24 protein-coding genes are annotated in these 24,062 nt (G+C 62.8%); 18 read left to right on the forward strand and 6 right to left on the reverse strand.

Annotated elements, in window-relative coordinates; all coding sequences use genetic code 11:
• Window positions 1-8: 8 nt before the first annotated feature.
• The 4 genes from BSY17_RS18020 to BSY17_RS18035 all read right to left on the reverse strand — a co-directional run bounded on the left by BSY17_RS18020 (window position 9) and on the right by BSY17_RS18035 (window position 5,071).
• Window positions 9-1,214: an ABC transporter permease gene (locus tag BSY17_RS18020; protein WP_069066495.1), complete on the reverse strand. Its 1,206-nt coding sequence runs from the start codon at window positions 1,212-1,214 to the stop codon at window positions 9-11.
• 190 nt (window positions 1,215-1,404) lie between these two features.
• Window positions 1,405-2,106, reverse strand: a complete 702-nt coding sequence (locus BSY17_RS18025) for an ABC transporter ATP-binding protein (protein ID WP_069066496.1) — start codon at window positions 2,104-2,106, stop codon at window positions 1,405-1,407.
• Between the two features lie 5 nt (window positions 2,107-2,111).
• Window positions 2,112-3,614 (reverse strand): efflux RND transporter periplasmic adaptor subunit, encoded by a 1,503-nt coding sequence (locus BSY17_RS18030; protein WP_069066497.1) that lies wholly within the window; start codon window positions 3,612-3,614, stop codon window positions 2,112-2,114.
• Window positions 3,611-5,071 carry an efflux transporter outer membrane subunit gene (locus BSY17_RS18035; RefSeq protein WP_069066498.1) on the reverse strand — a complete coding sequence of 487 codons (1,461 nt, stop codon included), beginning with the start codon at window positions 5,069-5,071 and terminating at the stop codon, window positions 3,611-3,613. Before BSY17_RS18035 ends, BSY17_RS18030 begins: the two co-directional genes overlap by 4 nt.
• 175 nt (window positions 5,072-5,246) lie before the next feature.
• Between BSY17_RS18035 and fabD the strand changes: the two genes are divergently transcribed.
• From fabD to fabG, 4 genes are all read left to right on the forward strand, one after another.
• On the forward strand, window positions 5,247-6,182 hold the full coding sequence (fabD, locus tag BSY17_RS18040; protein ID WP_069067065.1) for an ACP S-malonyltransferase: 936 nt from the start codon (window positions 5,247-5,249) through the stop codon (window positions 6,180-6,182).
• Window positions 6,179-6,979 carry a crotonase/enoyl-CoA hydratase family protein gene (locus BSY17_RS18045; RefSeq protein ID WP_069066499.1) on the forward strand — a complete coding sequence of 267 codons (801 nt, stop codon included), beginning with the start codon at window positions 6,179-6,181 and terminating at the stop codon, window positions 6,977-6,979. The genes fabD and BSY17_RS18045 overlap by 4 nt, the downstream gene beginning before the upstream one ends.
• Window positions 6,980-7,046: 67 nt before the next feature.
• Entirely contained in the window at window positions 7,047-7,469 is a 423-nt protein-coding gene (locus BSY17_RS18050; RefSeq protein ID WP_037476041.1) for a GxxExxY protein, read from the forward strand.
• An 11-nt stretch (window positions 7,470-7,480) separates the two neighbouring features.
• Complete coding sequence (gene fabG, locus BSY17_RS18055; RefSeq protein WP_069066500.1) at window positions 7,481-8,221, forward strand: 3-oxoacyl-[acyl-carrier-protein] reductase; 741 nt, start codon at window positions 7,481-7,483, stop codon at window positions 8,219-8,221.
• Window positions 8,222-8,357: 136 nt separating this feature from the next.
• Here the strand turns inward: fabG and BSY17_RS18060 are convergent, their stop codons facing one another.
• A complete protein-coding gene (locus tag BSY17_RS18060) occupies window positions 8,358-8,696 on the reverse strand; it encodes an ArsR/SmtB family transcription factor (protein ID WP_069066501.1) in 339 nt (112 codons plus the stop codon).
• Between the two features lie 290 nt (window positions 8,697-8,986).
• On the opposite strand from BSY17_RS18060, the gene BSY17_RS18065 reads away from it, so the two are divergent.
• From BSY17_RS18065 to BSY17_RS18090, 6 genes are all read left to right on the forward strand, one after another.
• On the forward strand, window positions 8,987-10,129 hold the full coding sequence (locus BSY17_RS18065; protein ID WP_069066502.1) for a site-specific DNA-methyltransferase: 1,143 nt from the start codon (window positions 8,987-8,989) through the stop codon (window positions 10,127-10,129).
• Window positions 10,130-10,244: 115 nt separating this feature from the next.
• Entirely contained in the window at window positions 10,245-11,360 is a 1,116-nt protein-coding gene (gene folP / locus BSY17_RS18070; protein ID WP_069066503.1) for a dihydropteroate synthase, read from the forward strand.
• Between the two features lie 135 nt (window positions 11,361-11,495).
• Window positions 11,496-11,975, forward strand: coding sequence for a 50S ribosomal protein L13 (gene rplM, locus BSY17_RS18075; RefSeq protein ID WP_037473167.1), 480 nt, complete (start codon window positions 11,496-11,498; stop codon window positions 11,973-11,975).
• Complete coding sequence (rpsI, locus tag BSY17_RS18080; protein WP_069066504.1) at window positions 11,975-12,553, forward strand: 30S ribosomal protein S9; 579 nt, start codon at window positions 11,975-11,977, stop codon at window positions 12,551-12,553. The genes rplM and rpsI overlap by 1 nt, the downstream gene beginning before the upstream one ends.
• 146 nt (window positions 12,554-12,699) lie before the next feature.
• Window positions 12,700-15,504, forward strand: coding sequence for a DUF3857 domain-containing protein (locus BSY17_RS18085; protein ID WP_237236377.1), 2,805 nt, complete (start codon window positions 12,700-12,702; stop codon window positions 15,502-15,504).
• A 104-nt stretch (window positions 15,505-15,608) separates the two neighbouring features.
• On the forward strand, window positions 15,609-15,791 hold the full coding sequence (locus BSY17_RS18090; protein ID WP_069066505.1) for a CsbD family protein: 183 nt from the start codon (window positions 15,609-15,611) through the stop codon (window positions 15,789-15,791).
• Between the two features lie 34 nt (window positions 15,792-15,825).
• Here the strand turns inward: BSY17_RS18090 and BSY17_RS18095 are convergent, their stop codons facing one another.
• Complete coding sequence (locus BSY17_RS18095) at window positions 15,826-17,205, reverse strand: alanine/glycine:cation symporter family protein (protein ID WP_069066506.1); 1,380 nt, start codon at window positions 17,203-17,205, stop codon at window positions 15,826-15,828.
• Between the two features lie 124 nt (window positions 17,206-17,329).
• On the opposite strand from BSY17_RS18095, the gene glmM reads away from it, so the two are divergent.
• The 8 genes from glmM to BSY17_RS21020 all read left to right on the forward strand — a co-directional run bounded on the left by glmM (window position 17,330) and on the right by BSY17_RS21020 (window position 24,036).
• Window positions 17,330-18,670, forward strand: a complete 1,341-nt coding sequence (glmM, locus tag BSY17_RS18100; protein ID WP_069067067.1) for a phosphoglucosamine mutase — start codon at window positions 17,330-17,332, stop codon at window positions 18,668-18,670.
• A gap of 108 nt (window positions 18,671-18,778) precedes the next feature.
• Complete coding sequence (locus tag BSY17_RS18105) at window positions 18,779-19,003, forward strand: DUF1272 domain-containing protein (RefSeq protein ID WP_069066507.1); 225 nt, start codon at window positions 18,779-18,781, stop codon at window positions 19,001-19,003.
• A complete protein-coding gene (gene thiD, locus BSY17_RS18110; RefSeq protein ID WP_069066508.1) occupies window positions 19,000-19,755 on the forward strand; it encodes a bifunctional hydroxymethylpyrimidine kinase/phosphomethylpyrimidine kinase in 756 nt (251 codons plus the stop codon). Before BSY17_RS18105 ends, thiD begins: the two co-directional genes overlap by 4 nt.
• The gene (locus tag BSY17_RS18115) at window positions 19,748-20,347 is read left to right on the forward strand and encodes a ribonuclease HII (RefSeq protein ID WP_069066509.1); all 600 of its coding nucleotides are present in this window, start codon (window positions 19,748-19,750) and stop codon (window positions 20,345-20,347) included. Before thiD ends, BSY17_RS18115 begins: the two co-directional genes overlap by 8 nt.
• A 284-nt stretch (window positions 20,348-20,631) precedes the next feature.
• The gene (locus BSY17_RS18120; protein ID WP_069066510.1) at window positions 20,632-21,267 is read left to right on the forward strand and encodes a L,D-transpeptidase family protein; all 636 of its coding nucleotides are present in this window, start codon (window positions 20,632-20,634) and stop codon (window positions 21,265-21,267) included.
• 288 nt (window positions 21,268-21,555) lie between these two features.
• On the forward strand, window positions 21,556-21,834 hold the full coding sequence (locus BSY17_RS18125; protein ID WP_069066511.1) for a type II toxin-antitoxin system RelE/ParE family toxin: 279 nt from the start codon (window positions 21,556-21,558) through the stop codon (window positions 21,832-21,834).
• 4 nt (window positions 21,835-21,838) lie between these two features.
• Complete coding sequence (locus BSY17_RS18130) at window positions 21,839-22,129, forward strand: HigA family addiction module antitoxin (protein WP_216095578.1); 291 nt, start codon at window positions 21,839-21,841, stop codon at window positions 22,127-22,129.
• Between the two features lie 200 nt (window positions 22,130-22,329).
• Window positions 22,330-24,036 carry an ATP-dependent nuclease gene (locus BSY17_RS21020; RefSeq protein WP_083217157.1) on the forward strand — a complete coding sequence of 569 codons (1,707 nt, stop codon included), beginning with the start codon at window positions 22,330-22,332 and terminating at the stop codon, window positions 24,034-24,036.
• Window positions 24,037-24,062: the final 26 nt, after the last annotated feature.

Consider the following 24,062-nt stretch of genomic DNA (forward strand, 5'->3'; position numbering starts at 1 on the left):
ACGGTCTGCTATTCGTGGCGTAGGGCATCGATGGGGTTAAGGGCTGCTGCGCGTCGGGCGGGGAAATAGCCGAATACGACGCCGATCGCCGCCGAAAAGACGAAGGCGATCAGGTTGACCTTGATGTCGAAGAGGAAGGGCACCTGCATCAGCGGGGCGATGGCGGCGGTGGCGGCCAGCGCCAGCAACAGGCCGATCAGGCCGCCAAGGCAGGACAGCACGATCGCTTCGACCAGGAACTGCATCAGCACTTCCCGCGCGACAGCGCCGATGGCGAGGCGGATGCCGATTTCGCGGGTCCGCTCGGTCACGGACACCAGCATGATGTTCATGATGCCGATGCCGCCGACGAGCAGCGAGATGGCGGCCACGGCGCCGACGATCTGGGTCAGGATGGTGGTGGTGCCGGTCAGCGTGTCGCTGATCTGCTTGGTGTCGAAAACGTTGAAATTGTCTTCGGACCCCGCCTTGATCTTGCGCCGTTCGCGCATGAGTTCTTCTAGGCTCGATTGCACGGTGCTGGTGTCATAGGCATCGTCCACCGCAACCATGATCTGGCTGATATCGCGGTCGCCGGTGAAGCGGCGCTGGACGAATTTGATGGGCATGACGACGACATCGTCCTGATCGCCAAAGCCGCCCTGGCCGCGCGTTGCGAGCGCGCCGATCACTTGGCAGGAAACGCCCTTGATCCGCATCCGCTTGCCCACCGGGTCCGCGCCCTGGAACAGGTTGGTGCGCACGGTATTGCCGATGATGCAGACCGGACGTCCGGCCTCTTCTTCTTCCGGCAGGAACAGGCGGCCGACATCGGTGGTCCATTGCTGGACTTCGGAATAGGCCGATGTCGTGCCATAGACAGTGGTGGACCAGTTATTGCCTTCATAGATGGCGGTGCCGCTCGATTGTACCAGCGGCGCGACGGCGCGCACGCCGGTCAACTGATTCTGGATGGCGGTGAGGTCGGCCGTCTTGAAATCGGGCGGGCGCGGGCCGCCGCCGCCGCGGCCAAAGCCCTGGCCGGGCCGCAATTGCAGGACATTGGCGCCGAGCGAGCTGATCTGTTCGCGCACGGCGGCGGTTGCGCCATTGCCGAGCGTGACCATGGTCACGACCGCGGCGACGCCGATGATGATGCCGAGCGTCGTGAGGAAGCTGCGCAGCTTGTGGCGGTTGATCGCGCGAAAGGCGAGGGTGATGGTGGTGCCTAGCATCCGAAGCCTCCTCGCCCCTTGGGGGAGAGGATAGCGGCGCTTGCCAGCTTGCTGGCTAGCCCCGCTTGGAGAGGGGGCAGCGATCCGCCGCGAGGGCATACCCCCCTCTTCCAACTCCGCCTAAGTCGCTTCGCGCCTAAGGCTGCGTATCCTTCTCCCCCGCGGGGAGAAGGCTTGATCGCTATCCCCATCACGCCGTCACCTCATTGTCGATGCGTTCGACCAGGCCGTCTTTGAAATGGACGATGGTCCGCGCGAAGGCGGCCATGTCGGGTTCGTGGGTGACCATCAGCACGGTGATGCCGCTGTTCTGATTGAGATCGGTCAGCAATTCCATGATTTCGACAGATCGTTCTGAATCGAGATTGCCGGTCGGTTCGTCCGCCAGCAGCACATCGGGGCTGGTGACGATGGCGCGGGCGATGGCGACGCGCTGTTGCTGGCCGCCCGACAGTTCGGCGGGGGTATGGTCCCACCACTCCTTGAGGCCGACCTTGTCGAGTGCGGCCATGCCGAGGTCATAGCGCGTCTTCTTGTCCTCGCCGCGATAGATGAGCGGGAGTTCGACATTTTCCAGCGCGGTCGTGCGGGACAGGAGGTTGAAGCCCTGGAACACGAAGCCGAGATAGCGGCGGCGCAGCAGGGCGCGCTTGTCGCGGTCCAGCGTCTCGACATGGTGGCCCTTGAACAGGAAGGTGCCAGCCGATGGCACGTCGAGGCAGCCAAGGATGTTCATCGTCGTCGATTTGCCGGAGCCGGATGGCCCCATCACGGCGACGAAATCACCCTGTTCGATGTCGAGGTCGATGCCCTTCAATGCCTGAAAGGCGGTCGGGCCTTCGCCATAGACTTTGGTGACCCCGCGCAGCGAGATGATCGGTGCGATCGCCATGCGCCTTACGTCCCGCTTGGCCGGCCAGTGCCGCGCGTTTCGGCGGGGGCGACCGGGGCGGTTTCGGGGGCCTTGTCGCCCGAATTGCCAAGCGAGCCGACGCTGGCGGGCTTGCCGTCCGCTGCCGGATTACGCTGGCGGTCGGGTGCCTTGGCATCGGTGGGAGCGGCGCGTTCGTCCTCGGCCGGGGCTTCCTGGCCGGCGGCCAGTTGCCCGGTGATGACGCGCATCCCTTCCTTGATCTCACCGCCGGTGATGGCCGTGCGCGATCCGTCGCTGGCGCCGATGGTGACTTGCACCGCCTTGGGATTGCCGTCTTCGCCCAGCACATAGACGGTCTGGCTGCTGCCTGCGCCGAAATTGACCTGGCGGGTGTTGCCGCCGCGCCGCATCCGGCCGGGGCCGGGCAGGACGCTGGTGATGCCGCCGCCCTTCGCGCCTGCGCTGGGCTTGAAGCGTAGCGCGCTGTTGGGGATGAGCAGCACGTCGCGCAATTCCTGCGTCACGATGTCGGCGGTCGCGGTCATGCCGGGACGCAGTGTTTCATCTTCGTTGTTCACCGTCAGAACGGCGGTGTAGGCGACCACGGTGCCGGTCGTGCTGGTCGTGGTGGTAGAGGATGACGAGGTGTTGCTGGCGTTCGAGCCGACATTCACGCGGGCCACCGTCGCCGGGAAGGTGCGGCCGGGGAAGGCGTCGACCGCGAAGGTCGCGCTCTGGCCATCCTTGACCTGGCCGACATCGGCTTCATCGACCGACACTTCGACCTCCATCTGCGTCAGATCCTCGGCGATGGTGAACAGCACCGGCGCGTTGAAGGAGGCCGCGACGGTCTGGCCGGGTTCGATGTCGCGCGAGAGGACCACGCCGGTCACAGGCGAGACGATCTGGGCGATCGACAGGTTGGTCTGGGCAGAGGAAAGCTGGGCACGGGACACATCGACCTGCGCCTGCGCCGATCGCAGGCTGGCGACCGCGCCCTGATAATTGGCGCGCGCCGTGTCGATCTCGGTCTTGGCGGGCACCTTGCCGCCCGACAATTGATAGACGTTGAGTTGGCGGTCGAGCGTTGCCTTGGCGAGCGCGACCTGGGCCTGCGCCTGCGCGACGCTGGCTTGCGAAGCCGAGACCTGCGAGCGGTTCTGGTTCACGGAGTCTACGAGGCGGCGGGTGTCGAGTTCGGCGAGCCGCTGGCCGCGCGTCACGCGATCATTGACGTCGACATAGACGGCGGTAATCTTGCCCGACTGTTCGGACCCCACATCGACCTGATTGACGGGTTTGAGGTTGCCGGTCGCGGACACGGCGACGGTCAGGTCGCCCTTGCGCACTTCGCGGGTCGCGTAGTTGGGTTTGTCGTCGCCGGAAAAACATTGCGTCACCAGCAATATGGCGATGAGCAGCGCGACGCCGATGCCGCCCCGGATCGCCCATTTGCGCCAGGGTTTGGCGGGCTTGGCGCCCAGAAATTCGTCGAGGGCCGGATCGGTGGTCACGTCATTGCTCATGATTTTTGCTCATCGATGGGGCGGTTGTCCATGCTCTGCCAACCGCCGCCCAGCGCATCGTAAAGCCGGGCGATGGCCAGAATTTCGTCCGACCGGGCGGTGGCGAGGCTGTTGCGGGCGTTCAAAAGGGTGGTTTCGCTATTCGACAATGTCTGGAAGTCGATAAGGCCCGCCTGATACTGGCTGCGTGCCAGCAGGGCGGCGTTGTTCGACGCATCATAGGCGATGGTGAATTCCGCCTGCCGTGCCCTGGCGCTGGCGAGCGACGCCATGGCATTTTCGACATCCTCCAAGGCGGTCAGCACGCTTTGCTTATAGGCGGCGAAGGCAGCGTCGGTCGCCGCCCGTTGTGACCGGACCTGCGAGGCCAAGCGGCCGCCGTCGAAGATGACTTGCGACACATTGGCGAAGAGGCCGCCGGTGATCAGGCTGAACAGATCGCTGAACGCATTGGACGTGGTGCCCAGATTGCCGCTGATACCGAGCGAGGGATAGAGTTGCGCTTCGGCCACGCCGATGCGTGCGGTCGCCGCTGCAAGCGCACGCTCCGCGCTTCGCACGTCGGGCCGCTGGCGTAGCGTATCGGCGGGGATGCCCAGCGCGATCTGCGACGTGGCGGTGGGGATGGGGGCGGGCGTTTCGAGCGTGCGGGTCGCTTCGCCCGGTGCCTGTCCGGTCAGGACGGCAATGCGGTTGAGGCTGCCGCGCAGGTTCGCTTCCTGCTGCGGGATGGAGGCGCGGGTTTGCGCCAGTTGCGCGCGGGCCTGCTGTTCATCGAGCGAGGAGACGAGGCCCGCCTGCAAGCGCCAGCCCGCTATGTCGAAATTATCCTGCTGCACCTGCTGCGTTTCGCGGGCGATGCGCAATTGTTCCTGGGCAAGCCGCGCCTGGACATAGTTGGTGACCAGTTCGGAGATGATCGTCATCCGCACGGTCGCGAGATCATAGCCCGATCCGGCCAGTTCGGCCCGCGCGGCTTCGGCCGAGCGGGAGAGTTCGCCGAACAGGTCGATCTGCCAACTGGCGGATGTGTTGGCGGAATAGCTGCTCGACCAGTTGCTGGCACCGGTGCTGATGACATTTCCGCTGTCGTCGACGCGGGTGCCGCCCGCCTGGCTGCGGTAATTCTTGCCGCCATTGCCCGAAGCATTGAGCTGCGGCAGGAAGGCGGCGTTGGTCTGTGCCAGGCTTTCGCGCGCTTGCCGCAGCCGCGCCTGCGCCTGGACGATATCCAGATTGTTGGCGATTGCCGTATCGATCAGGGCCGAGAGCGTCGGATCATTGAGCCGGGTCCACCATATGGCCAGATCAGCCTCGTTCTGCGGCGTGCCGACATTCTGATAATAGGTGGCGGGCACCCCCATCGATACGGCCTGTGGCGGTCGATAGTCCGGGCCGACGGCGCAGGCCGACAGGCTCAGCGCCGTCCCACATATCCCTGCAAAGCGATATCGCACCTTTTCCTAGCACTCCGTCATCGTTAAAGGGGCCGCCACGCGCCGAAACAGATGGCGGGAAAGCGTGCGCGCCCTGACTGTCGCAGGGTCGTGTACGTCTCAATGGCATTTATGTCTCAAAGTGTAACGACGTTGAATATCGGCGCTTTTTTGGTTGATGGTTAGAGGATGGATGATGCGCGCATTTGTATTTCCGGGTCAGGGCAGCCAGTCGGTCGGCATGGGCAAGGCCTTGGCCGACGCCAGTCCCGCCGCGCGGGAGCTGTTTCAGGAAGTCGATGACGCCCTGTCCTTCAACCTGTTCCGCCTGATGGCGGAGGGTCCGGAGGACCAACTGACCCTCACCGAAAATGCGCAGCCTGCCATCATGGCTAATGCCATCGCAACGCTGCGCGTGATGCAGCGCGAAGGCGGCTTCTCGATCGCGCAAAAGGGCGATTATGTCGCTGGGCATAGCCTGGGTGAATATAGCGCGTTGTGCGCGGCCGAGGCGCTTGACGCTGGCACCACCGCCCGGCTGTTGCGCCTGCGCGGGCAGGCTATGCAGGCGGCGGTGCCGGTGGGTGAGGGGGCCATGGCCGCTTTGCTGGGTGCTGACATCGCAAAGGCGCAGGCTTTGGCGGATGCCGCGGCGCAGGGCGAAGTCTGCGCCGTCGCCAACGACAATGATCCAAGCCAGGTCGTGATTTCGGGGCATAAAGCGGCGATCGACCGCGCCGTGGCGATGGTGAAGGAGCATGGCATCAAGCGTGGCATCTTGCTGCCGGTGTCCGCCCCCTTCCATTGCGAATTGATGCAGCCTGCCGCCGATGCCATGGCGCAGGCCTTGGCCGAGGTTGCGTTGGTTGCGCCGCTGCTGCCGGTTTACGCCAATGTGCTGGCCGCGCCGATCGCCGAGCCGGACGAGATCAAGCTGCGGCTGGTCGAGCAGGTGACCGGCCGGGTACGCTGGCGCGAGTCCGTGGCGGCGATGTGGGACGCGGGCGTTACCGAGTTCGTCGAAATCGGCGGCAAGGTGCTGACCCCGATGATCAAGCGCATCGCCCCCGATGCCACCGTGCGCAGCATCGTGACGATGGACGATATCGAGGCGGCGCTGGGCGCGCTGTGAGCGCTGTCCTTACCCAGCGGGACGGCGCGGTCCTGACGGTCACGCTCAACCAGCCCGACCGGCGCAATCCCATTTCGGACCTCGCGATGGTCGATGCTGTATGTGCTGTGTTCGAGGCGGCGGATCGCGATCTGTCGATTCATGTCGCGATTTTGACCGGCGCGGGCAGCGCTTTTTCGTCGGGCGGTGACCTCAATGCCATGCGGCCCGACGGGGGTGGCCTGCGTGCGGGACTGCCAGCGCAAACGCGGCGCAATTATCGAGCAGGTATCCAGCGTTTGCCGCTGCTGTTCCAGGCGATCGAACTGCCGGTGATCGCGGCGGTCAACGGCCCGGCCATCGGTGCGGGGATGGACCTCGCCTGCATGTGCGACCTGCGCATTGCGGCGCAATCGGCGCGCTTTGCCGAGAGTTTCGTCAAGCTGGGGCTGGTGTCCGGGGACGGCGGGGCGTGGCTGTTGCCGCGCATCGTTGGTTTCTCCAAGGCCAGCCAATTGTCGCTGACCGGTGAGACGATCGACGCGGACGAAGCGCTGCGGATTGGGTTGGTCGGTGCGGTGGTGCCCGACGCGGACCTGATGGACGTCGCGCGTGCGCAAGCCGACGCCATCGCCGCCAATCCGCCTCATGCCACGCGCATGACCAAGCGGCTGCTGCGCGCGGCGCAGACGGCGGAATTGAACCACATACTCGAAATGGCAGGCGCGATGCAGGCGCTGGCCCATGCGACGGCGGACCATGACGAGGCGATCGACGCCTTTTTCGACCGCCGCCCACCACAGTTCAAAGGAGACTGACCGGCCATGCTATAGGGTTGCGGGTACAGGATTTGGTCACGCGGAGGCGCGGAGACGCGGAGGGAATTTGGCGGATATCGATCGCATCAGCGGAGACGTTCTTGACCTCGCCTTGCGGATGCATCGCGACCTGGGGCCGGGACTGCTCGAAAATGTGTACGAGATGATCCTGGCGGCCAAGCTGACGGCCATGGGCCATCGCGTCGAACGGCAGAAACCCGTGGACATCAGCTATGATGGCTTGGATTTCGCGGCCGCTTTCAGGATCGACCTTTTGGTCGATGACCGCTTGCTGGTAGAGATTAAGTCTACCGAACGCCTCCACCCAGCCCATGCCAAACAATTGCTGACCTATCTTCGCCTGACCAACCAGCCCGTAGGGCTTCTGATCAATTTCGGCGGCGCCACGCTCAAGGAAGGGGTGAAGCGCATAGTCAACGACTATGTCCCCTCCGCGTCTTCGCGCCTCCGCGTGAACCAAATAGAATAAGGAGACTGACCATGTTTGACCTCACAGGAATGACCGCGCTGGTGACGGGCGCTTCGGGCGGGATCGGGTCCGAGATTGCCCGGTCGCTGGCCGCGCAGGGGGCGACGCTGGCGTTGTCGGGCAGCAATGAAGAGAAGCTCAAGGCGTTCGCGGCGGAGCTGGGCGGTGATCATAAGACGCTGGTGTGCAACCTGTCGGACCCGGCTTCGGTCGATGCCCTGGTGCCGCAGGCGGTTGAGGCGCTGGGCGGCAAGCTCGACATATTGGTCAACAATGCCGGGGTCACGCGCGACAATCTGATCCTGCGGATGAAGGACGAGGAATGGTCGACCGTCATCTCCGTCAATCTGGAAGCCGCGTTCCGCCTGTGCCGTGCCGCCGCCAAGCCGATGATGAAGGCCCGCTTCGGGCGCATCATCTCGATCACGTCGGTCGTGGGCGTCACCGGCAATCCGGGCCAGTCCAACTATTGCGCGTCGAAGGCCGGGATCATCGGCATGTCCAAGTCGCTGGGTCAGGAATTGGCGAGCCGGGGCATCACCGTCAATTGCGTTGCGCCTGGTTTCATCCGGTCGGCGATGACCGATGCGCTGAACGACGCGCAGAAGGGGGCTATCCTGCAGAAAATCCCGGTCGGCGACTTGGGCGATGGCGCGGATATCGGTGCGGCCGTGGTCTATCTCGCCAGCCGCGAGGCGGGCTATGTCAACGGCCAGACGCTACATGTGAATGGCGGCATGGCGATGATTTGAGGCTAAGCGACCTGGCGTTTCTTGTTCCCCGGCGGAAGCCGGGGTCCAGGAGCGGCAGGGGATGTACCCAGATACCCTGGACCCCGGCTTTCGCCGGGGAACAGAAAAGGGGCAGTTGGAGCAGAATTGGGCGTTCCTAAGCCCCCATATCCTCCAGCGCGGTGAAGCGTTGCGACCATAGCGCGCCATAGACCGCCAACCATTGCACCACCGGGGCCAGCCCCTTGGCGCGGGCGCTGTAGAAGGTTTCGCGTCCGGCCCTTCGCGCCGTCACGAGCCTGGCGCGTTTGAGCTTGCCCAGGTGGCGCGATACCATGGGTTGCGATACGCCCGCGATCGCGGTCAGCGCGTGGACGCTCTGTTCGCCTTCGCGGACTAGATATTCCAGCAGCGCGCGGCGAGTGCCGTCCGACAAGGCCTTGAACTGGGCGTCGATTGTCGCGCCCCGATTATCTTCCTGTAATCCAACTGTCATCGGCCAGTCATAACCATAGGGTTATCAATGGGTCAACCATTGTTGGCGATTTGGGCCGTCGCGCGCCGTTAACCAAAAAAACTTTGGGTCGGGATGGGCGTGAGTCTTTTGAGTCACACCGCCCTATCTTGAGTCCCGCGCGACTCGCCAGACTCCATATCTTGTGGTTCCCCGCTTCGTTCTCCCCGACATCTGTGTCGTTCGGCATCGGGCAGGCCAGGGTGCCGGGCTTGACGCCGGACTCCCAAGGACTCATCGCTGTTGTTCAAGACGAACGGGGGTTTTTACGCATGGGTGTCATGGAGCGGGTCGCACCGGCGCGACGGAAGAAGGCGATCGCACCGATCGCGGTCGCAGCGGCCGAGATTGCGACCGATTGCCTGCTGCGGGGCGATTGCATCGCGCAGATGGCGGCGCTGCCCGACAATTGCATCGACATGATCTTTGCCGATCCGCCCTATAATCTGCAACTGGGTGGCGACCTGTTCCGGCCCGAAGGCGGACGGGTCGACGCGGTCGACAATGATTGGGACAAGTTCGATACGCTGGGCGCCTATGACCGCTTCACCAAGGCATGGTTGAAACAGGCGCGCCGCATCCTGAAGCCCAATGGTAGCATCTGGGTGATCGGCAGCTATCACAACATCTTCCGCGTCGGCACGGCGTTGCAGGATGAGGGCTTCTGGATCCTCAACGACATCATCTGGCGCAAGGCGAACCCGATGCCCAATTTCAAGGGCACGCGCTTCACCAATGCGCATGAGACGCTGATCTGGGCGAGCCAGGGTGAGGACGCCAAATATACGTTCAACTATAAGGCGATGAAGACGCTCAACGACGAGCTGCAGATGCGGTCCGACTGGGTGCTGCCGATCTGTGGCGGGCAGGAGCGGTTGAAGCGCAACGGGACCAAGGCGCATCCGACGCAGAAGCCGGAATCCTTGCTCTATCGCGTGATGCTGTCCTGCACCAAGCCGGGCGATGTGGTGCTTGATCCTTTCTTCGGGACCGGGACCACCGGCGCGGTGGCCAAGCGGCTGCGGCGTAAATGGATCGGCATCGAGCGGGAGGAATCCTATATCGAGGTCGCGCTGGAGCGGATCGAGGCGGCGCTGCCCTTGGATGAGTCCGCGCTCACCATCATGCAGAGCGCCCGGTCGCAGCCCAAGGTCGCGTTCGGGACGCTGGTCGAAACGGGTTACCTCAAGCCTGGCGCGGTGCTGACTGACGCTAAGCGGCGTTGGCAGGCGGTGGTGCGGGCGGACGGGTCGCTGGCGGTGGGGACCGACACTGGGTCGATCCATAAGATCGGCGCGACATTGCAGAATGCGCCGAGCTGCAACGGCTGGACCTTCTGGCACCATGAGGCCGAGGGCGGGTTGAAGCCGATCGATACGCTGCGTCAGACCTATTTGCTGGCGAACGAGCCTTAATTTTAGCAGGCGTCATCCCCGCGCAGGCGGGGATCCATCTCCTACGTTCGCGACTGGGGATGGGGTGGGAGATGGGTTCCCGCCTTCGCGGGAATGACGGGAAGGGGCCGACAGCATGAAATTACCCGCCGATGCGCGCCTGTACCTGCGGCCGACATGGTTCGTGCCGTCGCCGATCGGCTTGCCGGACGGGTCGGTGGCGCGGATGGGCAATGGGCTGATCTGGTTTCAAGGCTATGAACTGAGCGCCTTTGCCGGACGCGACCGGGTGGCGCGGGTGACGGTGCCGGTGGCCGGTTTCGCCGATGCGATCGCCAGCTTGCCTGATGTCTTGGCGGAGCGGGCGCAGAGGTTGGCCGCCAATATCTCCGCGACCCGCGCGCCGCTTGTCCTTGGCGAACGCACCATCCGGTTCGATGCGCCGCAGGTGATGGCGATCCTGAACGTCACGCCCGACAGCTTTTCGGACGGCGGCAAGCATGTCGGCGATCCGCAGGCGGCGGCCGATGCGGGGTTCGCGATGGCGGCGGCGGGCGCGGCGTTGATCGATGTGGGGGGCGAATCCACGCGGCCACGCGCCGACAAGGTGTGGGAAGGCGATGAGATCGCCCGCATTGCGCCGGTGATCGAGCGGCTGACGGCGGCGGGCGTGCCGGTGTCGGTGGACACGCGCAAGGCGGCAGTCATGGAGGCGGCGTTGGCGGCCGGTGCGAAGATCGTCAATGATGTCAGCGCGCTGGCGCATGATCCGCGCAGCATGGAGGTCTTGGCCGGGGCAGGGTGTCCGGTCATCCTGATGCATGCGCCGTCGGCAGGCGATGATCCGCATGACAATCCTGCGGGCTATGGCGATGTCGTGGCGGATGTGTTCGATCATCTCGAAGGGCGGATCGCCGCTTGCCTTGAGGCTGGCATCGCGCGCGATCGGATCATGGTCGATCCGGGGCTTGGCTTTGGCAAGTCGCTGGCCGACAATCTCGCGCTGGTCAATGGCCTGGCGACGTTTCAGGCGTTGGGTGTGCCATTGCTGTTCGCGGGCAGCCGCAAAAGGCTGATCGGTGCGCTGTCCAACGAAGCGCCCGCTGCCGATCGACTGGGCGGTTCCATCGCGCTGGCGTTCCGTGCCGCGCAACTCGGCGCGCAGATGGTGCGGGCGCATGACGTCAAGGAAAGCGTCCAGGCCTTGCACCTGTGGCGCGGCTTGGCGGACGCCGGATTGAGCGCGATTTAGAGGAAGGTATTATTTTACCCGTCAGGAAAGCCGCCATATCGCTTGACTTGGACGGCTTCCCCAGTCATTAGCGCCCCACTTCCGGGGGTCGGTAACGACCTGCGGTTCTTTAATTCATTCTGGAGTATTGGCACCATGAAGGCGCTGATGAAGACGACCAAGTCGGCAAGCCCGGCAACGGTTGATAAGAAGTGGGTCCTGATCGACGCGGAAGGCCTCGTCGTCGGCCGTCTCGCTTCGACCGTGGCAAATATCCTGCGTGGCAAGCACAAGACCAGCTTCACGCCCCATGTCGATTGTGGTGACAATGTCATCATCATCAACGCGGGCAAGGTGAAGTTCACCGGCAAGAAGCTGACCGACAAGATCTATTACAAGCATACCGGCTATGCCGGCGGCATCAAGGAAACCACGCCCGCCAAGATTTTGGAAGGCCGTTTCCCTGAGCGCGTGCTTGAAAAGGCGATCGAGCGCATGATCCCCCGTGGTCCGCTGGGCCGCCAGCAGATGCGCAACCTGCGCGTTTTCGCCGGTGCCGAGCATCCCCATGAAGCCCAGAACCCCGAAGTGCTCGACTTCGCGTCGCGCAACCGCAAGAACAAGGTGGGTGCATAATGTCCGATAACCGCCAGTCCCTGTCCGACCTCGCGGCGATCGCCGCCGAAGCGGCTGCCGCTCCGGCTGCAGCGCCTGCTGCTCCTGAAGCCGCCGCGACGGCCGCTGCCCCGGTCGAAGCCGAAGCGCCTGCCGCTCCGGTCGAGCCCGCAGCGCCCACCATGCCGCTGCGTGCGCAGGAAATCGACAATCTCGGCCGCGCCTATGCGACCGGTCGTCGTAAGGATGCCGTTGCCCGCGTCTGGGTGAAGCCCGGCACCGGCAAGATCACGGTCAATGGCCGCGATCAGGAAATCTATTTCGCTCGCCCGACCCTGCGTTTGGTCATCAACCAGCCCTTCGGCGTCACCGACCGTAACGGTCAGTATGACGTGATCGCCACCGTCAAGGGGGGCGGTCTGTCCGGCCAGGCCGGTGCGGTCAAGCATGGCATCGCCCAGGCGCTGACCAAGTACGAGCCTGCGCTGCGCAGCGCGGTCAAGGCCGAAGGCTTCCTGACCCGCGACAGCCGCGTCGTCGAGCGTAAGAAGTACGGCAAGGCGAAGGCGCGCAAGAGCTTCCAGTTCTCGAAGCGCTAAGTCGATACCGACTGCAAGTTCAGGAAAGGGGCCGGTTTTCCGGCCCCTTTTTTCGTGCGCACGCTTCGTCTGATCGCTTGAGTGCCCCGGCCCGATGCAATAGCCTGCGTGGCGACAGGCGGATGCCGGGGGATGTTCGGGGGTTTATGAGACAGACGATGTGGATGGCGATGCCGATCGCCACGATGGTTGCTGCGCCGGCTGTGGCGGGTGAAATGCCGCTCTATCAGGCGGCACCCGCCTGGGTGGAGAAGGCCAGCGTGCCGCCGCTGTCGAGCTTCGAGGGCGAACCGCCGACGATGCTGTTGTTCGACAGCCAGCAGCGGGTGGAGGATGGCCGCCTGTGGAGCTATGCCGATGTCGCGACCCGTGCAGGGTCGGCCGAAGCGCTGGCGCAACTCTCCTCGCTTACCCTGCCATGGGCACCCGACAAGGGCGACCTCATCATCCATGAAGTGTCGATCCTGCGCGGTGACCAGGTGATCGATGCGCTGGCGGGCGACAAGCGCTTTGCCGTGCTGCGCCGCGAGGAAAATCTCGAAGCGCGGCAGATTACTGGCGTTCTTACCGCGACGTTGGCGGTCGAAGGGGTGCAGGTCGGCGATATTGTCCGCCTGCGCTATACGACGTCGATGAAGGATGATGCGCTCGGTGGACATGTCCAGGGTGCGATGGGGCTGTTCGCTGCGCCGTTGCGGATGGGACAGGGGCGGCTGCGTGTCCAATGGTATGAGCGCAGCGGGGCCAAGTGGAAATTGCTGGCCAAGGATGCAGTGGTCAAGCAGCAGAAAAAGGGCGGGTTCAACGAACTGACCGTCGCCCTGCCATTGGTCAAGCAGCCGGAGATGCCGGAGGATGCGCCGCTGCGCTATCGCCATCCACCCTTGTTCGAACTGTCCACCTTCGCGTCCTGGGCCGATGTATCGAAGACGATGGCACCGCTTTATGCGACCGAGGGGCTGATCGCGCCGGGTAGCGGGCTGGCGGGCGAACTGGACAGGCTGAAGGCGTCGGGCGGGTCGCCGCGCGCGAAGGCGGCCGCGGCGCTGCAACTGGTGCAGGATAGTATCCGCTATCTGGCGATCGGCATGAATGGTGGCAATTATGTGCCCCAGACCCCGGCGCAGACCTGGACGCTGCGCTATGGCGATTGCAAGGCCAAGACACTGCTGTTGCTGGCATTGCTGCGGGGCATGGGGATAGAGGCGGAGCCAGTGCTGGCCAGTTCCGCCATGGGTGATTTCGTGCCGGAACGGTTGCCCAGCGTCGCCGCGTTCGACCATGTGCTTGTGCGCGCGACGATCGATGGCGAGACGCTGTGGATGGATGGCACGGGCAGCGGCGCGCGGATCGACGATCTGGGCGATACGCCGCCTTTCGGCACGGTGCTGCCGGTGCGGACGGCGGGTGCGGACCTGCTGCCGATCCAGACCCGCGCCAACGCGCGGCCGATCATAGATATCGCGATCGAGGCCGACGAGAGCGGTAGCGTTCGGCTGCCCAGCATCTTCGATGCGGTGGCCGTGTTGCGCGGCCCGGCGGCGTCCATGATCAATGTCGCGCTGGGGCAACTCGATACCAAGCAGCGCGCCGACATGGTGCGCGGTTTCTTCATGCGGCAAATGGGACAGTCGCAGTTCAGCGACGTCAGCGTGGCGATGGATGCCGCGACGGCGACCACGACGCTGAAAGCGCATGGCGTGACGACGACGCCCTGGCGCCTGGAGGATAATCGTCATCGGCGTAGCATTGGCCGGGGCGTCAACGACATCAGCTTCGCGCCTGATCGCGGGCGTCCGGCGTGGATCGATATTCCCGTGGCGACGCCGCCGCCGTCGGGGGTGCGCTATCGGCTGAAATTGCGCTTGCCCGATGGCGGCAAGGGCTATGTGCTGGAAGGCGACCAGAATGTCAGCCAGTCGATCGCGGGCTTCACGATCAAGCGCAATGTCCAGCTGCGCGACGGGCTACTCGAACTGGATGAGCGGATGGATTCGACCGGGGTGGAGATCGCGGCCGCGCAGGTGCCTGATGAACGCGATCGGCTCGCCACGGCGCAGGCACTGGCCCCGCGCTTGATTGCACCCGCCAAGCCGACCTTCCACTGGGACGCGCCTTATGGCGTGGTGGCGAACTGGCCGCAGATCAAAGCGGGCGAGCAGGCTTTTACGAAGGCGATCGCCGACGACCCCGATAAGGCATCGGGCTATAGCGACCGTGCGAGTTTCCGTTGGGGCGTGGGCGATCAAAAGAAGGCACTCGCTGATCTCGACAAGGCGATTTCCATCGAACCGGACGTCAATCGCTATCTCAACCGGGCTGATCGGCGGTTCAAGCTGGGCGATGTGCCCGGCGCGCTGGCAGATGCACGGATGGCGCGGCAACTCGACCCCTCTGCCTTTAGCGCGATCAGCGCCGTTACCACTTATCTTGCCGAAAGTGACAAGTTGGACGAGGCGCTGGTGATGGTGGATCAGCGGATCGCCATTGGCGGTGAAACCCGCGACGCCTATCGTCGGCTCAAGACCAGCCTGCTCGGCACCTATGGCGATGCGGCCAAGGCGGTCGAATTGCTCGACGCGCATATTGCGGAGAAGCCCGGTCTGACGGCACTGCTCAACGAACGCTGCTGGATCAAGGGTACGCGCAACATCATGCTCGATAGTGCCCTCACGGATTGCACCCGTGCGATCGAAACGAGCACCGTCACCGTGGCTGCGCTCGATAGCCGTGCCATGGTCTGGTTCCGCATGGGACGCTATCAGGACGCGTTGCAGGATCTTAATGCCGTGATCGATCAAGGGCCGGGGCAGTCGCAGAGTCATTTCATGCGCGGAATCGTTCTGCATCGGCTCGGTCGCGGTGGAGAAGGCGAGTCCGATATTGCCTTAGCGCGCAGGATAGACCCGCGTACGGATGCGGACTATGCGCGGTTCGGTATCAAGCCATGATCATCGCAACAGCTATCGGCGATTTCGTTACGGGAGCGGTTTGACGGCAACCTTTATTCTGATTGTCGGTTGAATAGGCAACACCAACCAACAGGAGACTGAACATGGGTGAAGCAACTGACAAGCTGAAGGCCGCTGGCAACAAGCTGGCCGGCAACGTCAAGGAAGCCGTTGGCAAGGCGACGGACAATGAGCGTTTGGAAGCCGAGGGCAAGGCCCAGCAGGTCAAGGGCACCGGTCAGGATGTGGCTGGTTCGGTCAAGGGTGCGCTCGGCGACAAGATCTGACGCCACCGCTACCCAATGAATAGGAAGCCCCGCCCTAACCGGCGGGGCTTTCTTTTTGCGTCAGATAGGCTTTCACGTCTCGCCGCAATTCCCCGGCGCACAGATATAGCGCGATGACGTTCGGAATGGCCATCAGGAAGAAGCTGGAATCGACGATCCCAACGACCCGGCCCAGATCGATCGCGGCGGCTGGTGGCAGGGCGACAACGTATAGGATTTTGTAGGTCCATTGCGCGCGCGCGCCGTGCCCGAAGAGATAGCCCCAGGCCTGCAGGCCATAGAAGCCCCAAGCGACCAGCGTCGAATAGGCGAAGAGGAACACCACGACAGCCAGCAGCCAGGGAAACCAAGGCGAAACCTGGGCGAAGGCGGCCGAGGTGATGGCGATGCCTTCCAGCCCGCTATTCCATGTGCCCGCCACGACGAGCGCCAAACCGCCCAATCCGCACACGATCATCGTGCCGAGCAGCGGCTCCAGCAGCGCCACCAGGCCTTCGGACACGGGATGGCGCGCGCGGGCGAGGCTGTGTGCCATGACGGCCGAGCCGACACCGGCCTCACTGGCGAACACCGCGCGGCGCATACCCGCGACGAAGGCACCCACTGCGCCGCCGGTGGCCGCATTGCCGGTCCAGGCACCGTCCCAGATCAGCACGAGCGCGCCGGGGATGGCGCCCAAGTGCAGGATCAGAATCGCGAACACCCCGACCAGATAGACGGCGACCTTGAGCGGGGTCAGCCGCTTGGCGACCTCGCCCAGCCAAGCCGCGCCGCCCAGCGTCACCAGCGCCACCGCGCTGGCCAGGAAAATGCCATAGCCCCAGCCGTTGGTGAGGCCGGTGACGACTTTGACCTGCGCGAAACTCTGGTTGACCTGCACCATCGGGATCGCCCCGAACAAAGCGAAAAAGGCGTAGGCACCGCCCAGCGCCAGTCCGACCTTGGGCCAGCCGCGCGCCGCGCCGACGGCCTTCAAGACATACATCGGCCCGCCATGGACATGGCCCTGCGCATCGAACACGCGATATTTGAGGCCGAGCGTGACTTCGGCCATCTTCACCGTCATCGCGAACCAGCCGATGACGAACATCCACAGGATCGCGCCCGGCCCGCCCATCGTCAGGGCGACGGCGACGCCCGCAATATTGCCAAGGCCGATCGTGCCGGACAGCGCGGTGCTGAGCGCTGCCCATTGGCTGACATCGCCCTGCGCTTCGCCCTTTTCCGGCTGGGTGCGCAGGATGCGGATTGCGCGGCCGACCTGGGTAATATTGGGGAAGCCCAGCCACAGCGTGAAGAACAGCATCGGCAGCGCGAGGTAGAGGACGATCAGTTCGATCTGCGTGCCCAGCATCGGCAGCTTGAAGAACACGGCGGCCGAGATGGCATCGACGATGGCGTTGAAATTTTCCATTCTGCGCCGATGGCGGGCGACGGGTGGATTGTCGATCAAGAAAAACTTGCCGCGCCTTGCCTATCGGCTGCAGCGTCGCGGTTGTGGCTTGATACCGGGCGGCTCTCCGGTGCATGACACGGGCATGAGCAGGCAATATTTCGGCACCGACGGTATCCGCGGGCGCACCAACCAATGGCCCATGACCCCAGACCTGGCGATGAAGGTCGGCATGGCGGCGGGCACGCATTTCCTGCGTGGTGCCCATCGCCATCGCGTCGTGATCGGCAAGGATACGCGGCTGTCGGGCTATATGGTCGAAAATGCGCTGGTCGCGGGCTTTACCGCCGTGGGCATGGACGTGGTGCAATTCGGGCCGATCCCGACGCCCGCCGTCGCGCTGCTCGCCCATTCGATGCGGGCGGATCTGGGCGTCATGATTTCGGCCAGCCACAATCCCTATTTCGACAATGGTATCAAGCTGTTCGGGCCGGATGGTTACAAACTGTCTGATGAGGATGAACTGAAGATCGAGGCGCTGATCGGGCAGGAGATTGCGCTTGCGCCGTCCAAGGATATTGGCCGCGCACGCCGGGTCGAGGATGCGCGCGGGCGCTATATCCATGCGGTCAAGTCCAGCTTTCCCGCCGACCTGCGGCTCGATGGCCTCAAGATCGTGGTCGATTGCGCCAATGGCGCGGCCTATCAGGTCGCGCCATCCGCTTTGTGGGAATTGGGCGCGACGGTCGTGGCGGTTGGGGTGAGCCCCAATGGCACGAATATCAACGACGGCTGCGGATCGACATCGCCTCTGCTCTGCCAGGAAACCGTCGTCTCGTCGGGCGCGGATATCGGCATTGCGCTGGACGGTGATGCGGACAGGCTGATCGTGGTCGATGAGAAGGGCCAGATCGTCGATGGTGATCAGATCATGGCGCTGATCGCGACCAATTTCGCGCGCGACGGGATGCTGCGCGGCGGCGGGCTGGTCGCGACGGTGATGTCCAATCTGGGCCTGGAGCGCTGTCTGACCGGGCAGGGGATCGCGCTGGAGCGGACCAAGGTCGGCGATCGCTATGTGCTGGAGCGGATGCGGGAGGGTGGGTTCAATGTCGGGGGCGAACAGTCGGGGCATATGATCCTGTCCGACTATGCGACCACCGGCGACGGCACGGTCGCGGCGTTGCAGGTGCTGGCCGCGCTGGTCCGGTCGGGCAAGCCCGCCAGCGAGACGCTGCACCAGTTCGATCCGGTGCCGCAATTGCTCAAAAATGTGCGCTTTGCTGGCGGCAAGCCGCTGGACCATGCGGACGTGCAGCGCGTCATCGCGCAGGCGGAGGCGGAACTGGCCGGTGTGGGTCGGCTCGTCATCCGCCCGTCGGGGACTGAGCCTGTGATCCGGGTGATGGCCGAAGGCGACAGCGCGGATCAGGTGAGGGACGTGGTCGAGCGGATTTGCGCTGCGGTCGAGAAGGCGGCGGCGTGAATCTTCATTACCGTCGCCATCCCAGCGAACGCTGGGATCTCGCTTGCTTTGGTTCGAGCAAAAGGAAAAGAGAGATGCCAGCGTGCGCTGGCATGACGGAGATGGGCGATGCTTGAGATGCACCCCGATTGCGAGCGCTGCGGCGCGGATTTGCCGGCCGATGTGCCGGGCGCGTTCATCTGTTCGTTCGAGTGCACCTTTTGCGCGACTTGTGCCGAAGCGCTGGACGATCGTTGCCCCAATTGCGGCGGCGAGTTGATGGACCGGCCGACGCGAACGGGGAAGGCGCTGGCCACCAACCCTGCCGCCGCCGTGCGCCGGTATAAGCCATGACGCCTGCGCGGATTTTGATCATCGCCGGGTCCGATAGTGGCGGGGGCGCGGGGATTCAGGCGGACCTCAAGACGGTGACGTTGCTTGGCGGCTTTGCCATGACGGCGATTACCGCGATCACGGCGCAAAATACGTTGGGGGTGCAGGGCGTCCACCCTATCCCGACGGACATGGTGCTGGCGCAGATGGAGAGCTGTATCAGCGATATCGGCGTCGATGCGGTGAAGATCGGCATGATCGGGTCGGCGCAGACGGCGATGGCGGTAGCGGAGCGGCTCACGGTGCTTGATGGCGTCCCTATCGTCTTCGATCCCGTGATGGTCGCGACGAGCGGGTCGTTGTTGGCGGATGCGGATACGATTGCGGCTTTCCACAAGTTGATGGCCATCGCGACTTTGGTGACGCCCAATATTCCTGAACTGGCGGCGCTCGGCGGGGAGGCGATCGCGGCGCGTTTTGGCACCCATGTTCTGGCCAAGGGCGGGCATGGCGAGGGGGTGATGCTCACTGACCGGCTGATCGGGCCGCATGGCGTTGCCGAAACCTGGAGCGATGCGCGGATCGACACGCCGCATACCCATGGCACCGGCTGCACCATGGCCAGCGCGATTGCGACTGGGTTGGGGCAGGGGATGACTCTGACCGACGCGATCACGCGGGCGCGGGATTATGTGCGGGCGGCGTTGAGGCTGGCGCCGGGCTTTGGCGGTGGGCATGGGCCGATGGGGGCGCCGTTCACTTTCCATGCCTGATTTTGCGCATGAAAGCCTGCACCATCCGGGCCTGGTCGCCGGGGTGGATGAAGCGGGGCGGGGGCCGTTGGCGGGGCCGGTGGTGGCGGCTGCCGTGATCCTGCGCGTTGAAGATTGTCCGCAGGGGTTGGACGACAGCAAGAAATTGTCGGCGACCCGCCGGGCGGCGCTGGAGGTGGAGATCAAGGATCGGGCGGTCTGCTGGGGGCTGGGCGTTGCCAGTGTCGAGGAGATCGACCGGCTCAATATCCTTTGGGCGACGATGTTGGCGATGACCCGTGCGGTGGCAGCGTTGGGGCGGGATTGCGCGCATGTGCTGGTCGATGGCAATCGCTGCCCGGACTGGTCCCATGCGTCGAGCGCGATCGTCGGCGGCGATGCCAAGAGCCTCTCGATCGCCGCGGCCTCGATCCTGGCCAAGGAAGCGCGGGACCGGATGATGGTGGAGGCAGCAGTGCGGCATCCCCATTATGGCTGGGCCAGCAACAAGGGCTATGGCAGCGCGCAGCATCTTGCGGCGCTGCGGACGCATGGGCCGACGCCGCTGCATCGGCGCAGCTTTGCGCCGGTTGCGCAGTTGGTGCTGCTTTAGGGGGTTTCTCCTCATTCTTCCGTGTCCCCCCTCCCGTTCGTCCTGAGTAGCCATTGAGCGAAGTCGAAATGGCGTATCGAAGGATCAAGCGCGTCGCATGATGCTTCGATACGGGTCTTCGACTTCGCTCAGCCCCTACTCAGCACGAACGGAGAGTGGAGGCTCTTGGTTCATCTCCAACCTCCTAACCCAACTCCCCCACCTCCCTGTCCCAAGGCGGGACCGATGCGATAAAGCGCTTGTCTGCCTCTGGTGCGCGGCGGGGTTATGGTTAAGAAAGGCTTATGCTTTTCTTCCGGCTGCTTATTCTCCTGTGTTGCGCATCTTTCCATGTGCCGTCCGTGCGGGCGCAGGTTGCGGATGCGCCGCTCAGGCCGGGGGCGTTTAGCTGGAACGACGATGGGGTCGCGGACGGGCCGCTCTATTTGATCGTCAGCCTCGCGCGGCAGCAGGTTCATGTCTATCGCGGCGACCGGCTGATCGGCGCGGCCAGCGTGTCGACGGGGACGAAAAACAAGGCCACGCCGACCGGCAACTTCCCGATCCTGCAAAAGCGGCAATGGCACCGCTCCAACCTCTATAGCAATGCGCCGATGCCGTTCATGCAGCGGCTGACCTGGGACGGGATCGCGCTGCATGCGGGGCATAATCCGGGCTATCCCGCCAGCCATGGCTGCATCCGGCTCCCTTATGCCTTTGCGCAAAAACTGTTTGCGCTGACGCGGATCGGCACGTTGACGCAAGTGACGACCGACCGGCTGAGCGCCGCGCTGATGCTCGACCCGCTGGTGCTGGGCGATGCCGGCAGCAGCGTGGTGACTTTTGGGATGGGCGGCGTAGACATGCGCGGCGGGGCGGGGCCGTTCGCGCCGAGTCTGGAGATCGATCCGGGGATTTTCGGCAGTTGGGGGCGGTGGTGACGGGCCGGAGGCGCGTTCCGCAGTTTTGCAAAATCATGTGAAGTTCACACCGTCGCTGGCCGAGGGTTTGTGCGGGGGACGGACGGGTGGCGTGAACTTCGCAATAGGCGAATTTTTGCGAAGTGTGGGGTGGCGTGCGGGGGCGCGCGAGGGATGAGGGGGCGGACGGGGAGAAAGAGCCGGTCGAGCATGGCATAGGTTGGGGGATGTAGGACAGGGGTATCGACTGGCACCAAGGCCGCCTTCGATCATACTTGCATCGTGTAACGATACGCGATACACATCGTCATGATCATCGGGTTCCGGCACAAGGGGCTTGAGGCCTTTTATACCAGCGGCACGACGCGGGGCATTCAGGCATCCCATGCGAAGAAAATTCGCAATATCCTTGGCCTGCTCGACGTGGCGGCGGGGCCAGCGGATATGCATTTGCCGTCCTTCAAACTGCACGCGCTGAAGGGCGATTTGAAGGGGCATTGGTCGGTGTGGGTCAATGGCAACTGGCGCGTGACGTTCCGCTTTGTCGGCACCGATGCCGAACTTGTCGATTATCAGGATTATCATTGAGGCCATGACGATGATGCATAACCCTCCCCATCCCGGCGAATTGCTGCGTGATGAAGTCATTATGGCGCTCGGCCTGTCCGTCACCGAAGCGGCCAGCCGCCTCGCCATGTCGCGCGTCGCCCTTTCGCGCGTGCTGAATGGCAAGGCGGCGATCAGCCCTGATCTGGCCCTGCGGCTGGAGCAGGCGGGTACAAGCACCGCGCGCGCATGGCTGGCCATGCAGGCCAATTACGACCTGTGGCGCGCGCGTGAGAATGGGCAGCCGGTGGTGCGTCGGTTGCAGGAGTTGGCTTGAGGGGAAGTGCTTTGGGCTGTAGTGCTGTTGTTTGGACGAAGCCTGCAAATGCGCGTTTTTTCTGACTGAGGCCGTACTATACTAGATAATCAGAACTTCGTTTCTCAGAGCAATGCCACGCACCTTTCATATGGGCTGACACTTGGTTAGGCAGCAATATTAAGATTATGCAATTTTCAAAGAGGGGCAGGCGTTAAAATATGGTGATCAAACCCACCGTATCGATCTCGGATATTGAATTTTCGGGCGGGCAGAAATTCACCTTTTCTACCAATGAAAAAATTATTCTGGTCGGGTCCAACAATAGCGGCAAATCTCAAACTTTGCGTGAAATTATGCAGATATGCAAAGATAGAGGCAATGTTAGAACTGTGGTTGTAAAGGATGCTACGTTCCAAAAGATTGGAAGTATTAACGATTTGCGAGAATTTCTCGATAAAAATGCAGAATTTAATGGTACTAATTACCACTATAAAAGCTGGTCATTGCCATACAAGCATGTAGATTTTTGGAATTTGCAAAATAATCTTCCTCACGGACTTGCCGCAGGATTCATCAAAAATATCGATGCCAATGATCGCCTGCAAATTTGCAAACAACAGAACAGCATTTCGGCTAATGAGCAGAAGTCCAAGCCTCAACACGTTCTGTACGACGACTCCGCATTGATGAAGAAGGTTAGCGGCCTTTTCCGCGCTGCCTTTGGTCGCGATATCATGTTTGATTATAGGGGCGGTAAGGTACTGCCCATTCATGTGGGGACACTTCCAGACGATGGTTTGATCGATCGCGTGGGCGACGCTTATGTTGCGGCTGTACGTGCCAATCCATTGCTCGATCAGCAAGGCGACGGTATGAAAAGTTACGCGGGGATTCTGTTCGAAACCCTTGTCGTTGATCTCGATATCAATCTGCTCGACGAGCCTGAGGCATTCCTCCATCCACCGCAAATGCGTCGGCTCGGAGAAACCCTCGCTTCGGAGGTCAAGGGTCAGCTGATCGTTGCGACGCACAGCAGCGATATCATGCGGGGATTTCTCGAAGGCACCAAAGGAAATGTTCGAGTTCTGCGCATCCGACGCGAGGGGGATCGCAACTTGGTGTCAGAGGCCCCTGCCGACATCATTCAGGAATTGTGGACGCGCCCTGAACTGCGATATTCCAATGCGCTTGAAGGCGTGTTCCACGAACAAACCATCATCTGCGAAGACGACAGCGACTGCCGCCTTTTCAATGCAATGGCGGACTACCTCGAAGCGAACGACGATAGGCAATGGCTCGACACCGCTTACGTTCCGACAGGTGGGAAGCATGGCGTCAGCAAAATCGCGCAAGCCCTCAGAAGTATCGGTGTTCCCATAAAGGCGGTGTTCGATATCGATTTCCTCTCTGAGGAAAATCTTGTTGAGCAAACGGTGAAAGCATTTGGCGGCGACTGGTGCGAATTTGCAAGGCTGTGGTCACGCCTTGATTCAGCTATAAGAAAAGGCGTGAAAGCGAAGTCGAATCCTGAAATCAAGGAAGAGCTCATCAGTTTGCTGGAATCTTGGTCTGATGACAATTTACCGCGAGGTAATATCAACGAAAAAATGAAGCAAAATTCCGCGTGGAGCCAAGTTAAGCATTTCGGAAAAGCAGCTGTTCCCAAAGGGGATGCACAGGCATGTTACAAAAACCTGAAAAACAAGCTTGAAGGTATCGGCATCTATTTAGTCGATGTAGGTGAAATCGAGAACTTCTACCCTGAGATCGGTAAGCATGGGCCAAAATTTGTTAACAAGCTCTTGTCTGAGGTAGCTCTGGGCGATGAAAGCCTCAATGATCTGAGAAAATTCGTATCATCGGTTCACTTCGGTCCACATTCACCGTTGCCCGGCGATGTCCCGGACGAGGATGGCGAGCGCTGAGGCCCGAAAAGTCGTGCAGGTCTGAA

The sequence above is a fragment of the Sphingobium sp. RAC03 genome, assembly GCF_001713415.1.
Classification (GTDB): Bacteria; Pseudomonadota; Alphaproteobacteria; order Sphingomonadales; family Sphingomonadaceae; genus Sphingobium.